Annotated in this window: 6 protein-coding genes; all 6 read right to left on the reverse strand. The window is 54.4% G+C overall.

All coding sequences use genetic code 11. The features are described from left to right. On the reverse strand, positions 1-1172 hold a 1172-nt coding region (locus HEQ34_RS13260), incomplete at its 3' end, for a type II toxin-antitoxin system HipA family toxin (RefSeq protein WP_296201283.1). Beyond that, positions 1169-1381 carry a type II toxin-antitoxin system Y4mF family antitoxin gene (locus HEQ34_RS13265; protein ID WP_296201285.1) on the reverse strand — a complete coding sequence of 71 codons (213 nt, stop codon included), beginning with the start codon at positions 1379-1381 and terminating at the stop codon, positions 1169-1171. The genes HEQ34_RS13265 and HEQ34_RS13260, both read right to left, overlap by 4 nt. 311 nt (positions 1382-1692) lie before the next feature. Beyond that, complete coding sequence (locus tag HEQ34_RS13270; protein WP_296201286.1) at positions 1693-2079, reverse strand: type II toxin-antitoxin system VapC family toxin; 387 nt, start codon at positions 2077-2079, stop codon at positions 1693-1695. Positions 2080-2081: 2 nt separating this feature from the next. After that, the gene (locus tag HEQ34_RS13275; RefSeq protein ID WP_296201288.1) at positions 2082-2333 is read right to left on the reverse strand and encodes an AbrB/MazE/SpoVT family DNA-binding domain-containing protein; all 252 of its coding nucleotides are present in this window, start codon (positions 2331-2333) and stop codon (positions 2082-2084) included. A 327-nt stretch (positions 2334-2660) separates the two neighbouring features. Next, a complete protein-coding gene (locus tag HEQ34_RS13280) occupies positions 2661-3245 on the reverse strand; it encodes a toxin-activating lysine-acyltransferase (protein WP_366934874.1) in 585 nt (194 codons plus the stop codon). Between the two features lie 12 nt (positions 3246-3257). Then, on the reverse strand, positions 3258-16775 hold the full coding sequence (locus HEQ34_RS13285) for a cadherin domain-containing protein (RefSeq protein WP_296201287.1): 13518 nt from the start codon (positions 16773-16775) through the stop codon (positions 3258-3260). Positions 16776-16796: the final 21 nt, after the last annotated feature.

Raw genomic sequence — 16796 nt, forward strand, 5'->3', positions numbered from 1 at the left:
CTCGCAAATCCGCCATCAATTGCGGCAATGACGGCGCTGCACAATTGCCCGACCCGCGTTCGCACATATGGCGCGCCAAGTTGGGCATCGGCGGCAAACCGTTCCCAGTGGCGCGGCTCGATGTCTTCAAGCACAGCTTTTCCGCCGATTTTCATTGCCAGCTTCACATGCAGATTGGGGTAGATGACCGTTGATAGCAGATCATAAAGCGGTGCTAGGGTGATCGCACCGCCCCCGCTAGCGCCGCTATGCAGCAAGCTGAAATTCTTGGCATGGGCATCGGCATTGCCAATAATCAGATTGAAGATCGCAGCATCGAGAAGCTTCAGAATTTCGCGCGCAGGGCGCGTTGCTGCGCGGCGCAGCAGTGCAAAACAGTCTGGGAAGATGGGCCCGCCTTCGCTGGCATATTTGCGGTGCGAAGGAACACCAAGGGCTTGCGCAAAGTCTTCCTGATGGAGACGGCTAATGCTTCCGTCTGTACCAACGGCACGGTCATAGCGAGTGACGAGCAGGAAAGACCGGTCTGCAACGCTGCGCATTTCAACAGGCGCAACATCCAGCCCAATTGCGCTTGCCAGTGACATACAGAAATATTCATTCTCCGTGGTGCCTTCAAACCGCGATATGGGCGGTTTGAGGATATGGCTTGTCGGTTGTCCCGGCGCAGGCAGCGCGATTTGCCCGTCGATCAGGAGCACTGGCAATTTGGATTGCGCGCCCGCCAGCGAGAGCCTCAATCCGTCTTCACCCGCCAGCATCGGGCGGAGCGGGAGATGATCGAGCAATTGGACGAGCGCATCGTCATCGAGCAGTTTTGGCGCGGCGTCGCTTGGCGACGCGGGCGTTTCCCCTTCGGGCAATAAAGTCAGTGCGCCCGCGACTTCGCCTCCGAGATATTCGAGCAGCCGGAACTCATTGTCCGCAGACACGCCGAGCGCGCGCGCAATCGCGGTGCGCTGGCCTTCCTCTGGCAATATGCCGCCAAAAAAGGCTTGGACCGTGCTGCGTTTGAAAGGTTCGGCTTGCTTGGGGAGCGAAAAGGACAGTGCGGGTGCTTTGGAATCAGCCAGCCAATCAGCGTCATAGGCAAAAAGCGTTTCACCATCTGGGCCAAGATAGAGGCAGCCGGAAATACGGCCCTCCCACCAGACAGACAGGCGGTCGGTCATATGTCGCCCGCAGGTGGCACGATCGTCACATCGCAACCAAGCGTCGCCAGAACATGCAGTACCTTTTCAAGTTGGAGCGTGGGCTTGCCGGCCTCGAGATCGACGATGAATCGGATTCCAACGCCAGCTGCCGCAGCAAGCTCCGCCTGCCGCAGCTTTTGCGCTTTGCGTTCGCGCAGAACGATCAGTCCGAGTGATTTACTATTCATATTACCGAGCGGGACATTATTAGGGTTGGCGGTCAATTGCAAGGTAATTATTACCGATCAGTAATAAATGCGGCCTTTACGACTAGAGATATAATAATATTCCCGCTCGGGATTTCTGTACCATTCCCGCCCAAAGTAACGGTAGCGAAAATAGCGGATTTTTTGCTAATTGTCTTTACGCGCGATTCAACATGCCCTGCAATTAAAATGGGTTAGTCTGTTTGTTAGCTTTGCGAGACTCATGACTGTCTGGTCTGGCCAGCGATCATCCTGATCACAGGCACTGACACGAGCGCAACCCAGAATGTCGCTCATCGCGCCAACCGGACCTCCAAGCCGTTGACAGTAAGCTTTGCCCAAGCCTTGTCCGTCGTCAGAACTGGTAGACCTTCAGCAATTGCTAACGCCATGCAGCTACGATCACCAAGGCCGCTGCCGAATTTTTCTGTCGCGGGCCATAAAGCGGCTGCGGCAAAAGCGCTCTGTGCATCGTGCGAACGAACTTCAAGGTGCAGCCCTGCAATCATTTCGCGCGCAATTTCCAAAGTAATACCCCGCCGCAACAAGGCCTTTACGACTTCTTGCAGGTTTACCGCAGAAATGAGAGCATCACCGATGTGGTTTGCAACAACATCAGCACCAGGCTCGTCGCGGAACAAAGCTATCAGGGCTGAGGCGTCGAGCACAATGCCTGCCATACTCAGGCCCCCTTGTCGCGATCGGCTTCTGCGCGACGCTCGGCAATAAAATCATCGCTGGTCATATCGTTTTGTACATGTTGACGATACAGTTCTTGTGCATGCCTGACGCTGTGCCGAATCGAACTGAGCGTCACCTCGTCACCTTCGATTGAAACGACAACGGTTCCGCCGTCGGTCATGCCCAAGGCCTTACGCACCGCGCGCGGGAGAACCATTCGCCCATTTTGCGCAACGCGTACATCGATCGACATTCCCACGAAACTAGCTCCTTTTTGCTATTGTCCCAATTTCAATTATGTCATATTTTGGAAAATGGAACAACGGTCTTAAATGTCATTGCGAATTAGCTTGGAAGACTGTCTCTTAAACGAGCGGTTTGTAGACAAAAGCGGCAGGGGTAGTTGGCAACTGTCTAAACCATCTGGCGTGCTCGCCTAGAATATGTCTCTTTACTATTGTTTAGCTATCAGATTGGCATCCTGCAGCCGTAAAGTCATTTCCATAATGACAGATATCGCCAATTCATCCGGTAGGGTCGCTAATCTGCAACTCAAATGATCACACGCCGCATCCAAATTCTAATTCGGCCCCATCTCTTTCGCCGCCGCCTCAATCGCTGCCTTTAGTTGATCGCCTGCATTGGCATCGACCGTTTGGACAGTGCGGTTGCCTGTGTTGGGATCTGTGACATGCATTTTGAATGATACGCCTCGGAGGGGCTGAGATATCAGATCTGCTATCATTAATTCGCGCTGCTGATTCTCGGCGTTGGCGAACGGCGCAATCAGGTCAACCAGCCACACCTCGTCGCCATTTGCCCATTCTTCGAGCGTCAGGCGGTTTTCAGGCTCGATCATACCTCTATCAAGCTTCCCGGCGGCATGCGGTGTGCATTTGGCCCAAAGCGCCAGACCGACCGGCTGATCACCGTCGCGGAACAAATAGAACTGTTCATGGATGAGCGCTGGCATAACCAGCCATTCCATATCGCCGATCGCCAGCGCCTTATGGAGAGGCGACTGTGTCAACAGCCAAGCCATTTCGCCAAAAAAATGACTGACGGTCAATGGCGTTTGTACTGGGGGCGTGGCAGACTTGCCCTTCCCTTTGGCGGAAGCTTTCGCCCCAGCTGCTGCCTGCGCTCGTGATGTTTTACGGTTCATGATTCTCTTTTCTTATGCTGCTGCTGTCAGCCAGTCATTGGCAGCCGAGGCGCGCTCCGTCCAGCGTGACGATAGACTGTCATCGCCTGCCCCGCTCCCAAACGCACTCATCGCCTGCATAAGACGCGAGGCAGCAAGCGCGGCCGCATTCTCGTCGGGCGTTGGCACGGTTGGTGTGGCAGGAGCTTCCTCCGTCTTTGTTACTGCTGAACTTGGATCAAACGCCAACGCGACATTCCCAATAGTTGCGGTCACGCCATTGGCCCATTTGAAGGTTGCAGTCGACAGCGGCATATTGTTACCAGGTCGCGCGCTTTCATTGGTTGCGGTCGCACGCAGTGCAATTTCCGTAATGCCCATGTCGGTCAACGACTTTAGCTCGTCGGCCTGACTGATGCCGTCCCCGTTGCGATCTGCCCAGATCTTAAGCTCCCCAAAACGCGCATCTTGGGCATCAATCTTGCCATCGCGTGTATTATCAAGCACCGACAATCCATCCCAGGCGCTTGTCGCATCTTCTTTTTCCGACAAGAACGACAGTTCGGAAGCATGGGTTATCGCGCCATCTCCATCACGGTCAATGACGAGCATCCCATCACCACCTGATACCCAGCCAGTGTCGTCTGCGATACCGTCTGCGTCCATATCAAAACTGGCGTTGGTGCGTTTGGCGTTACGCGCTTCAAGCCCATCCCCATCAAGGTCAACAAGAATTGTTGAGAGCATACCGATGGTGCGGTTGTTAAATGACAAGATTGCCGCAGGCGCGATCTGCCCAGCAGCGGCATCAACCACCCCTTGTGCATGACGCGCGGTAACGCGAGCGGAACTGCCATTACCACCAATGGTGAAGTTACGGTACTTGCCGTTCCAGTCACTGCGCTGAAACTCGATTTCGGGCAGTTTTGACAACGGCTTGAAGGCAAGACCTGCGTCAAGGAACTGACCTGTCTCGCCGCCAACCCGTGTAAAGCTGCCGGTATTGTAGACAATATTAATACCGGTTGTTGGGGTTTCGCCAGTTGGCGTTCCGGTCAGCGAAATCGAGGCGATGCCCGCTTCAGCGAGGCTGAGAAGCTCGCCTGCGTCGGTTGTACCGTTACCGTTAGAATCAACCCAAGCCCGGAATTCTACGAAGCGCGCGTCATCTCCATTGAGGATGCCATCATCATTACTGTCAAACGCAGCGAGGCCTTCAAGATCGGTCTTTGCACCTTCCTTGTCCTTCACGAATGATATCTCATCAATGTTATCGATGGTGCCATTGTCGTTACGATCCAGTGCTAGGAATGCGTCACCGGATTCAATCCAACCGGTTTTGTCAGCAACACCATCGCCGTTCATGTCGAAGCGTGCGGTGCTGCTCTCAAGCGTCACAAGGCCAGCCCCGTCATTATCAAGATCAAACACAATTGGCGGCGCAATCATTGGATCTTCCGGATCAAATGCAAAACTTACATCACCAATCAAGCCGGTCGTACCATCGGTGCGATGGAACTGCGATGTCGCAAACAGGACATTGCGATCACTGACCAGCTCATCGCCTGTCAGGTTCAATGTCAAATTGAGGCTCTTGATCCCCAACGCACTTAGAGAAAACAACTCATTTGTCTCGCTAATGCCGTTTTGGTTCAGGTCGCGCCAAATTTGGAAGCGACCAAAATCGTCATCACCTGCTTCGAGGAAGCCGTTCTTGTTCGTGTCCCAGAAGCGCAAGCCTTCAAGATCTGTCAATGCCTGCTCATCATCTGCTGCAAAGGAAATTTCGCGGGCATCATCGATGATGCCATTTCCATTCCGATCAAGCACCAGCAAGCCATCGTCTGCCCCCACCCAGCCTGTCTGATCGCGGGTGCCGTCGAGGTTCATGTCAAAAAGCACTTGCGAGTTTTCCAAGTCGACCATCTCAACGCCATCGCCGTCAAGGTCAAGGATGATAGGCAGCACGCCCGAAACGCCGTGCTTGAGGAAGATGATTTCAAATGGCTCGGTGTTCGACACGCCAGAGGCATCTGTCATGGTGACGGTCATTTGGTATACGAGTTGATAGCTCATACGCTGGTTGCCATAGGCTGGATGATACTTGATGCCGCCTTCCCACTCACCGTCTCCAGGGTTGTTGAATGAGAGCTGACCGTTCCAGCTTACCCACACGTTTGGATTTGCATAATTGTCGATATCGGAACTACCGCCATATGAAATATGCTGTTCTTCGGAGCCGACCATCTGAATACTGTAACTCGACGCCAGTGCACCGGTTTCGGGATCATAGCCATAAAGCCGCCCCAAGACTCCATTCTTTTGATCGTCGCGCACAATAAGACGCGGCTTGTAGCCTAAAGATGGACCTTCATTATCATCGGTAATAGACGCCGAGAACGTTGCCACGCTGGAGTGTGTGCCATCAAAAGCTTTTATGGACAGATTCTGTGTGGCCAACGAATAATCACGGATGGGATAGGAAACCTCGTGAGGCTCTCCATTTTGATCCCACTCGGTATATGTCTCATATCGGGTCGTAAGAGCCTCGTAATCGACCGTACCTGCTGTTAAAGACAACACCCCTGTCGAGCCGTCGATTTTCCATATTCCATTGGTATTTGAACCATCAGCAAAGCTCCATTGTATCACGTCACTTGGTTCCACTGCGGACAACATTAGTGAACGCAAATTGAAGTTTGCGGAGGAGGCATATGTCCCCTCTTTGTACGCACCAATTGCACCGTTGAGAACATGCGGTTCGTTTACATTCTGGATGTTGATGTTTACGGTCGTCGCTGCCTGATTGAATCCCGTGTTGCCTTGGTTATCACGGGCTATCACCGTATACGCAACCGATGGCGACCCTGCTTCAAAATTGAGCACATTGTTCGTGGTGATCTGTCCTGTAAGTGCGTTTATTGCATAACGATTGTCGTTACTCACCGAGCTTGCAGCACTGCCGTTCCAGAAATAATAACGCTGTTGGCCAAAGGCGTAAGCAGCCGAATCAGCATCAGATGCCGCAACCGTTCCGACCGCTGTCCCCGCCGCTTGCTCCTCATTCACGGCAAAGGCGTAGCTTCCAGCGAGGCTGTTGGCCTCGTTCACATCCTCAATGAAAATATGCGTTGAAGCAGCGGCGGTTGTGAACTGGCCATCGGTCGATTGCACACTGACCGTCGCGACATGTGCCTCCAGACGGCCATCGCCATTCCAGTCATGGACAGTGTATCCTACATTACGGGCCCATTCGAAGTCAAAATTGAGTCCCGGATTAAAGCGAACTTCATTTCCGATAATATAGAACCAGTTATTGGGGTTGCCACCAATTGCAAACTGCATCGTTGGAGTCGTGCCATCAACATCATATTGGCTAAAGGTTGCGGCAACAATATATGCATTAGCGGGCTTCGTACCCAGACCGGTTTCTGTAAAATAATTACCCCATGAGCCTGTCGGCGTCGAAGGTGCTTCATTCACATTGCTAATAAAGACCTGAAGCAGTGTCTCGCCTGAATCATACTGACCGTCGAACGCGTCAACATAGACATTAGCGATATGCGCGTCGATCCGACCATCGCCGTTCCAATCGTGCGTGCCGTAACCTTGCGCAAGAAGCGTCTCATAGTCAAAGCTTACACCTGCGGCCCAGCGCACCTGATTGCCAACGATTTCGAACCAGTTCCCGGGATTAGATACCAAGCGGAGCGTGGGCGTTGTTCCATCGACATCGCTCATTGCAAAAGTCGCAACGACCGCGCCCGGCGTTGCAGGCTTGCTACCCAAGCCGCTTTCGTCAAAGAAGGACCACACGGTGGCGCCGCCGCTGGGCGTGCCACTGCCGGGTCCATTCGGCGTTTCATTCTGGTTTGTGATACCAATGTTCACGGTCGTTGACGACTGCGTATATCCTCCACTGCCTTGATTGTCGCGTGCTATAACCGTATAGCTGCGATTGGGCGAACCTGCTTCAAAGTCAAATACCTGATTGGTGGTGATAACGCCGGACGTCGCATTGATCTGGTAGCGACCATCCCATGAGAATGCGCTCGTCGCACTTCCGTCCCAGAAATAATAGCGCTGCTCGGCAAAAGGTGTCGAACTGTCGGGATCAGTTGCTGCAACGGTGCCAACGCCGGTTCCAATACCAAGATTTTCGGCCACGCCAAAATTATATGTGGATGGCAGGCTATTCTGTTCGTTCAGATCATTGATGCTGATCGTGACGGTGGTCTCGACTTGGTTATAACCGGCATTACCCTGATTATCGCGCGCGATCACCGTGTAGGCAACCGATGTTGATCCAGCCTCAAAGTTCAGCGCAGCACTGGTCGTGATCTGACCCGTCGTCGCATTGATGGCGTAACGGCCATCGCTTGATGTCGAGGTAGCACTGCTACCGTTCCAGAAATAATAACGCTGTTCGGCAAAAGCGCCGCCGCTATCGGCATCGCTCGCCGCAACGCTGCCGACGACTGTACCCAAGGCCACATTCTCGTTGACGGCAAAACCATAAGTCAATGGCAGGCTGTTCGCTTCGTTCAAATTGGTTACCGAGACCGCGACAGTCTGGTCCTTAAATTGCCCAAAGTTATCGGTAACCCGGATCGTGATATTATGCGTTTGCGCAGCTTCGTGGTCAAGATTTGCGCCCGTTGCCGTTATCAGGCCAGTTATAGAGTTGATTGCAAAACGGCCGCCTGCGCTATCAATGAGTGAATAGCTATAGTCGAGTCTCTCGATACTTGGCTGATACCATTGCGCGCTGTAGCCCGCATTTGTCTGGTTATAATAGCTAAAGAAGCGCGCGATTGCATCGGTAGCACCGGGTCCAAATCGGTATGTAGCCGTATTTGCGACCTTTTGGCCTGTAACTGTATCAAAGACGCCGCCATAAACATCATTACCGATCAGCGGCGAACCTGTCGGCAGGATATAGCCATCAATCCGATACCAGCGATCTTGAATATAGTCATTCGAATTGACCACGAAGAAATAGGGATTGTTGTTAGCTTGCCCATCCCACGCATTCTCAACGTTACCGCCGGTACCCCAGTAAAGATGATGACCCTTGTTGTTTTCGGGCTTGAAGTAGATAGAAAATTTGTAAGCCTTGCTCGTGTCAGCAGCGCCGCCGTTTACCCATGGAACACCGCCACCATGGTCGCCATTGAAACCATCTTGCCCGGTTTCAACAACCTGCACTTGACCGCCAAGAGGTCCGGTGGTGGTAACGACGCGTTCTTCGCCATTGCCCCAAAGCGGGAGCAAAGCCGGATTAGACGGCAGCTGGTTATAGTCGAGCGCATCTGGGTCGACGGCCATTACAGTTCCGACCACGCGCCCGGTCGGATTGTTATTCGGTGTAGTTTCGTCCACATTCAACGCCGCGCTTACGCCGATACCCTGAACCGTGATGCCAGTAGGGGCGACATTGACGATCAACTTCGTGGTCGAGACGCTAGAAACGGCGGTCTGGCCATTTTCTGTGGCACGGGCCGTTACCTGAAGGATCAAATCCTGCGACCAGCCCGATGGCGCATTGATGGTCAAATTGGACGTCTGGGCGGGCGTTAACTTCCAAGTCGCCGCGCCTACATCATATGTTCCGGCGCTAAGCGTCACGCCTGCAGGAACGCCGGTGATCCAAACTTCTTGGGCCTCCGAACCGTCATTATCGGGGAAACTGACATTCAACGCCAACGGGATACCGCCCAACCCGGATGTCCCTGCGCCTCCTGCAAATTGTGTAATTACAGGCGTGTCGGCGACGCCATTGACGACAATATCGAACTCTTGGAATGAAGTAACCCCACCGGCATCAACGGCGGTCACGCGAATACGTGCGGTGCCACTGGCATTAGCGACAGGGTTGATTGTCATGGTGCGGACACCATTGGCATCAGCCGCGCCAAAGGTGATCCCGGCATTGGTTACGATGTTGGAACCCGATAGTACCTGCGCCGAAAGCGCAACCTGCGCATTGGGCGTTATATCATCAGTAGCGGTGACGTTAATTACCTTGGCAGCATCCTCATTGGTTGATTGCTGCGCAATGGCAGAAAGAACAGGTTTCTCGTTCGTACCCCAATAGGTTGCCCAGATTGCCTTGTAGGTAAGATCAGCCATCAACGTATCGCGCTGCGTGGTCGTCGTCGGTTTGGTCTTGGTCGCCATAATGTTGACCAAGCCTTCGATATTGATCGTCTTGCTGTAACTGGTATTGGCGATAATGAAGTCGATCTTGTGGTTTGCTTGGCTATTGGCATCGGCCACGAGATACCAGTTGGTCACGTTTATGCTTGAGTCTGTTCCGATGACATTGATTTTAAGATCATTTCCAATTCTTTCGAACCATAGATCAGCGTCGTTAATCACGCCCATTTTGTCGTTGAAGCCGATAACATCGATATCATCGCCCGATGGATCATAATTATTGATCGTGTCGGCACCTGACAAACGGGTAACGACATAAACATCATTGTCGATGCCCCCGTTCAGCGTGTCATTGCCTTCACCGCCGTCGAGCATATCATCGCCAGCTTCTGCATTGATTGTATCATTTCCTGCCCCGCCGAAGAGATAGTCGTTGCCCGCTCCTCCAAAAATAGTGTCGTTGCCATCGCCACCGTAAATGACATCCCAATTTGCAGAACCCGTTATTATGTCGTCGTGGGCAGAGCCCTGAACCAATTCAATACCGCTCAGCGTATCACCCTGCGCGGTGCCACCACTTGCAGTTCCCGTCGCAAGGTTAACCGTAACTGCGGCATTCGAACCGCTATAATCTACGCCGTCAAAACCCGCGCCGCCAATAAGCTGATCTGCGCCTGCGCCTCCGTCCAAATAATCATCACCATCGCCGCCATTGAGTATGTCATTGCCCGCTCCGCCAGATAACCCGGCTTTGCCCAAGCCCACTTGCTTAAAGCCGCGCCAGCTTTCTGCCCCCGCGGCGCGTTCGCCGTCCGCGCCTGCATCGCCACTGATATTGTCATTACCGTCATCGCCAAACAACAAATCGTCTTCGGCTCCGCCACTCAGCGTATCGTTGCCTGCGCCGCCTTCAAGACGGTCTGCACCAGCCTGACCGAGCACAGTATCGTCTCCGTCTCCGCCCGATATCTGATCATTACCATCGCCGCCGTCTAGACTATCATTCCCGGCAAGGCCGCTAATGATGTCATTGCCTGCGTTACCGGTAATCACATCGCGGCCCTGCTGCCCGGTTAGCGTGTCATTGCCATTGCCGCCTCCAAGGATATCATCTTGGTCGGTCACAGCGATGCCGATGGCTTGCGTAATGGTGAACGGTGTGCCGGTCTGATCCTTGCCTGTTACCGAAACGCTGACGCTTGCGCCTGCTTCGAAATCGAACGAGGCATCCTGTTTCAAACGCAGGGTGTTGCCGACAATCTCGAACCTAGTGTCCGTAACGGAATAAGTGTAGCTGGCATTGGCAGTACCCGCAGTATCAGGATCGCTAACCGACAATGTACCAAGCGCTATGGCTGGCCGGGTGGTTTCGGCTGCAATGCGGTCCCGTTCGGCAACGCTTGTGACCAAGGGCGACCAATTAAGGCTGGTCGGCGCTTCATTGATATCTTTGATGCCAATGGTGACCGCCGACTGCACCTGATTGAACCCAACAGCGCCCGCATTGTCGCGGGCGATGACCGTATAGGCCTTCGAAGGCTGACCAGCTTCGAAGTTCAGCGCAGCATTGACCGTGATTTGGCCTGTCGTCGCGTTAAGCGCGTAACGGCCATCGTTTGACGTTGCACTAACGGTCGTGCCGCTCAAGAAATAATAACGCTGCTGCGCAAAGGCACCGCTCGTGTCGAGATCGGTTGCAGCAACCGTTCCGACTAATGCGCCAAGCGCGACATTTTCATTGATGGACATCGTGTAACTAGCCGGAATCGCGTTGGCTTCGTTGACATCTTTGATGCCGATCGTGACCGCGGACTGCACCTGATTGAACCCAGCAGCGCCCGCATTGTCACGTGCGATTACCTGATAGGTCCCCGAAGTCTGACCAGCTTCGAAGTTCAAAGCGGTGTTGGTCGTAATCTGGCCTGTCGTCGCGCTTATGTTGTAGCGACCATCGCTGCTTACCGAAGTTACGCTTGTTCCGTTCAAGAAATAGTAACGCTGCTGGGCACCGGCAGCTCCGGCGCCGTCCAGATCAGTGGCAGCAACCAAACCAACGACCGTCCCGACAGAAACATTCTCATTAATGGACATTGTATAGGTCGCAGGCAGCGCGTTCGCTTCATTAACATCGGTTATACCAATGGTGACAGCCGACTGCACCTGATTGAAACCAGCATTGCCCGCATTGTCGCGTGCGATGACCGTATAGGCCTTCGAAGGCTGACCAGCTTCAAAGTTCAGCGCAGCATTGACCGTTATTTGTCCGGTCGTCGCGTTAATTGCGTAACGGCCATCGTTTGACGTTGCACTAACGGTCGTGCCGTTTAAGAAATAATAACGCTGCTGCGCAAAGGCACCGCTCGTGTCGAGATCGGTTGCAGCAACCGTTCCGACTAATGTGCCAAGCGCGACATTTTCATTGATGGACATCGTGTAGCTAGCTGGTAAGCTATTTGCTTCATTGGCATTCTGGACCGTGACCACAAAATCTTTTGTACTGAACGCACCTTGTGCGTCCGTCACGCGGACGCCGATGACGTGTGATGCAGCGCTCTCGAAATTGATATTTGCTGGATTGGCCGCGCTGAGCTTTCCATCTGTTGAAAGCGCAAACCGCGCTCCAGCATCGTTGACAAGCATGTAGGTAAACACGTCACCATCAGGATCAATTGCAACAAACTCACCGATAAGGGTGCCCGGTGCCAGGATCGCTGACGGTGCACTTTCGAGTACCGACAATGCAACATTATTTTTGACCGCCAGATTGATTGGCGCATCATTGACCGGCGTGATCGTCAGGTTGACAGGAAGCTCAACCGACTGACCATCGGCGTCGGTGGCCAACAATATAAAGCCGTCAGTGCCATTTGCGTTAGCAAAAGGCGTGTATGTTAGCGCACCAGTCGCCGCGTTTAGGCCGCTAATCGTGCCTTTGGTTGGTGCTCCACCCGGTTTGATCGTGTAGCTTATGACGTTTTGGTCGTGATCAATCACGCCATACGCGCCATCGAGAATGAGTGTTCCGTCCTCGGCCAGCGTCGCGGTGCGCGCAGTTGTCGGACCGGTTGGAACCGCCCGTCCACCCGCATGCCAATAGGTCGCGAGCAAGGGCGTGACAGATGCCGGGAGCGCCGTTGGTGTTATCGCAGGCGTTGGTGTCGCGCTCGTCATCGCGGTAAAAAGATTGAGTGTATCGGAATGACCTACAAAGATCGTGTGCGTCGTCGTTTCAATCGCATGGAGAAGACTATTTCCCGTGCCCAAGAAAAAGCCAGTCACCGTTATTACGGTGTCGCCGCCGATGACCGCGACGCGCAAATCATTGCCGATGCGGGTTAGCCAAATTTTATCATAAGCAACCGACGCATCGAATGTGATGACGTTGGTGCCGCTGGTATCAGTTAGCGTGTCAGCGCCCGAAAAGCGATCAAAGACATAGATATCATTGCCCGCATCACCGCCTAGCGTATCGTTGCCAGCGCCTCCGGACAGCGTGTCATTGCCAGCCCCGCCTGTAAGGGTGTCATTGCCGTCGCCACTGCCAAGCACGTCATTACCGTCGCCACCAGAAAGTGTATCAGCACCAGCGCCGCCGATCAGGGTATCGTCGCCTGCTTCACCGTAAAGCGCGTCATCGCCGACGCCACCGTCAAGAAGGTCCTTTTCGGTGCCGCCATAAATTATGTCATTGCCATCGCCGCCTGCAAGATTATCCTCACCTGCATCGCCGAAAAGACTATCGTTGCCGCCATCGCCAACCAGAACGTCAGCGCCTGCGCCGCCCCAGATCGTATCTGCGCCATCAAGCCCGAATAGACGATTATCCAACCCATTACCGGTCAGCGTATCGCCAAAACTGGAGCCCACAACATTCTCGATACCGATGAGGATATCGCCTACTGAATCCGCTCCCGTGGCACCGCCTTGCGCGGTCGCAATGTTGAGATTTACAGATACCGCAGCCGCAGACCGGACATAACGCGCCGTGTCACCCGCTTGGGGTCCAGCGGACGACGCATTATTGGCGCCGCCGTCAAGCGTGTCAGCACCAAGTCCGCCCTCAAGGCTGTCATCGCCATTGCCGCCAAACAACTGATCGTTACCCGCATAGCCGACAAGAACATCGTTTCCATCGCCGCCCGCAAGATTGTCTGCAAGCGCCCCTGCTTGACCGACCATGAGGTCGTCACCTGTTGTCCCTGTAAGCTGGGTAGCGGCCGCCGCAATCATAACGCTGCTCAACGATACCGACAGGCCATCATTGAGCTTCAATGTTTCAACGGCGCTATTGGCTGTTGTCTGGTTCTTGATAGTCACCTGCGACGCTGATGAATTGCCATAGCGCACAATCAAATCAGCACCGCTCTTTAGGAACGTCAGATCATTCAAGCTTATATTGGGTCCAAATTCCAGTTCGTCGCTGCCGCCATTGACGGTGGCATCAAACTTCTGACGGGTAACCTGTTGACCGTTCGTGCGCAAAAAGCCGCCTAGCCATCCGGTCTGGATATAGGCAGATGGCGCAGGCGCGGTTGGGTTCGCGGTTGGGGCGTAGGCATAAGTGCTGTTATCATAAACGATCGTGCCGTCGGGCGCCTTAATTTGAAGGCGCCAGTAATGATTGCCGGTCTTTGTATCGGTGGTGCCCGTCTTGGCCCAGCTCGCGACAGTATAGCCGCTTGCAAGCGCGCCTGCGGTGGTCACAGCCTGCTCGACAACGAAGCTGCCCTCCGTAATCGTATCCGCGCCATCACCGACATTCCAGATATACGTATCGTCGCCCGCATTGCCTTGAAGATTGTCGTTCCCAGCGCCACCCGAAATCTCGTTCTGGTTTGCATCACCGCCAAGGAAATCGGCACCACTGCCACCTGTCAGATTCTCGATTGCTGTATATTCATCGCCAAGCGCATCGCCTGCATTTGCCCAACTCGCAGACAGCTGAGCGCGAACGGCGGCAGCGGTTGACGCATAAGACGCGGTATCGAGCCCCGCACCACCGATCAACACGTCCTTACCGGCGCCGCCGTCGAGAATATCATTGCCAGCGCCGCCATATAGCACATCGTCGCCAATCTCACCGCGCAGCGTGTCGAACCCGGTATTGCCCGCAAGGATGTCGTTACCCTGTCCACCGGCAATCACATCATCGCCTGCACCACCGGTGATCCAATCGGCTGTCGAAGTGCCTGTCAGCGGCGCACTGTTGGTGCCGTCGGCCTCGTCGGTACCTGCAATCAGCGACATTTTGGCAGGTGCGATATCAAGAATACCCGTCTGATAAAAAGCAAGCTTTTCGATCTGACCTGGCGCCGAATACCAGTCGCGGATCGTGATGCTGTCCTTGGCAAGCGCCGTATTGGCAAGCTCCTCGTTCTCGCTGCTGATCGCAAACACGAGATCGTTGCCAGACTTTCTTAAAATCACATCTTGCAAGTTAATTCCGGGCGCAAATTCGATCGTGTCAATGCCCGCATTGGCGGTAATGGGGCCATTTACTGGCTGATTGAAGATTTTTAGCGATCCTGTGGCGCTGTTATAATCATAACGGCCCATCCACTGAAAATCAGGGTCGTCTGCGGTACCGATATTTTTACGAATAATAACCCCGCCAGGTCCGAAAACTTCGCCAGTCGTTTCATTATAGGCAAAGCCTGATGCCGGGATAAAGTTACCGGCCTTCCATACCTCGACCCACTGGTTCACAAACTCGTCAAAGTAGGTATCGCGGCCATCGCCGCGGGCATATCGGAACGTGTCGTTGCCAGCGCCGCCGACGACTTCATCACCATCGCCGCGACCGCCCGAAAGAATATCGTTGTCGGCACCACCATAAATTTCGTCAGCGCCGCTATCACCGGTAATCGCATCCTTGCCAGCACCGCCGATCAGTTCATCATTACCAAGGCCGCCAATGACAAGATCGTTCCCCGCATCGCCTGAAACCATATCGTTGCCAGAGCCGCCATTGCCGACATCATCGCCTTCTAAAAGAAAGAGCTTGTCATTTCCCGCTCCGCCATAGACGAAATCATTACCAGCGGTGCCGATCAGCACATCGTTGCCCGACCCGCCGATCACAAAGCTTGCGATATCGCCGATGCGGATTTCATTGCCATCGGCAAAGCGCAGCCATTCGACGCGCTTGAATGGGTTGGTGAACCAGTCCTTGACGACCATTTCTGTGCCGGAGAACGTCTCGACATCATTCACGGTTTGCATCACCTCGATGATCAAATCATTGCCGGGCCCCGCGCTTGTGCCCGAACGCACAAGCCTGATATCGCCGATTTCGATCCCGATGCCAAAGACAATGGCATCCTCGCCACCTGCGACCTGATCCTTTTGTACCCCGGCCCAATTGCCCACCCAATTGCGTGCGACGGTACCTTGAAGAATGCCCGCCATGCGTTGCCCAATAACATCAAATTTAGCAGCTTGGGCAGCGGTGACGTTTAGCTGTTGCAAAACACTCGAAGAATAGACCTGAGGATTCGCCGCAAGGGGCGCGCCCGTGGCATCTTCCTCCAATTGGTCGAGCCCATCGCCAAGGCGCACCACATATTGGTCTGCGCCCGTGCCACCCTTCAGATTGTCATTATCGCCCGCGCCGCCCGCAAGAATGTCGTCACCCGCGCCGCCGGTGATTATGTCTGCGCCGTCACCGCCCTCAAGCCAGTCAGAGCCCTCACGGCCCTTGAGCGTATCATTGCCCGCCCCGCCGTCGAGATAATTGCCATCGCCGCCCAAGGCCGCTAGATCTTCGGTGCCCGCGTCAAGCACATCATTGCCATCGCCGCCGAGCAACCAGTCATCGAGCCGCCCGCCATACAGCGTATCATTGCCCGCGCCGCCAAAGATATTGTCGCCAAGGTTGGAGGCGTAAATCGTGTCATCCCCCGCACCGCCATCAACCGTTGCGGCGATGTCGATGTCGAGTACCTTGCGGTCGGCGGTCGCAAACGCCACCGTCGTTGCTGCCGCCAGTGCGCGCGAACGCGAGATTGTGAACTTTGCCTGACCGCTTGCCTCATCGACCACGACATGGTCGATCCACACCAACGGTTCATTGCCCGCGCCATCGACGATCGTGCCCGTGCCCGATACCGCAGCGCCGCCATTCGCCAAGGCGCTTGCGCCAGCGGTGACGGTCGCGGAAAGCGTGAACCGCTCATTACCCTCCACGTTCAAAAACTGAGGTTCGCCGTTGCCGGTATTTGGCTGCCCCGTTTCGGGGTCAAAATCTGGCGCGACATAGTCCGGGTTGGGCACATTGTCCGCGACGACCGCCGTGCGCACGAACAATTCGGTGGCACCTGCCGCAAAGGTCGCCGACGTCGCGTTTACCCAAGTCACGCCGTCTGCCGACACCTGCACATTGCCCGCGCCCACCGCGCCATAGTCCACGCCGCC

The sequence above is a fragment of the Sphingorhabdus sp. genome, from assembly GCF_023910635.1.
Classification (GTDB): Bacteria; Pseudomonadota; Alphaproteobacteria; order Sphingomonadales; family Sphingomonadaceae; genus Sphingorhabdus_B.

Bases quoted from the DNA above. Each gene is read 5' to 3' on its own strand.
- HEQ34_RS13280 (WP_366934874.1), bottom strand. From the start codon at position 3,245: ATGAACCGTAAAACATCACGAGCGCAGGCAGCAGCTGGGGCGAAAGCT.
- HEQ34_RS13270 (WP_296201286.1), bottom strand. From the start codon at position 2,079: ATGGCAGGCATTGTGCTCGACGCCTCAGCCCTGATAGCTTTGTTCCGC.
- HEQ34_RS13265 (WP_296201285.1), bottom strand. From the start codon at position 1,381: ATGAATAGTAAATCACTCGGACTGATCGTTCTGCGCGAACGCAAAGCG.
- HEQ34_RS13275 (WP_296201288.1), bottom strand. From the start codon at position 2,333: ATGTCGATCGATGTACGCGTTGCGCAAAATGGGCGAATGGTTCTCCCG.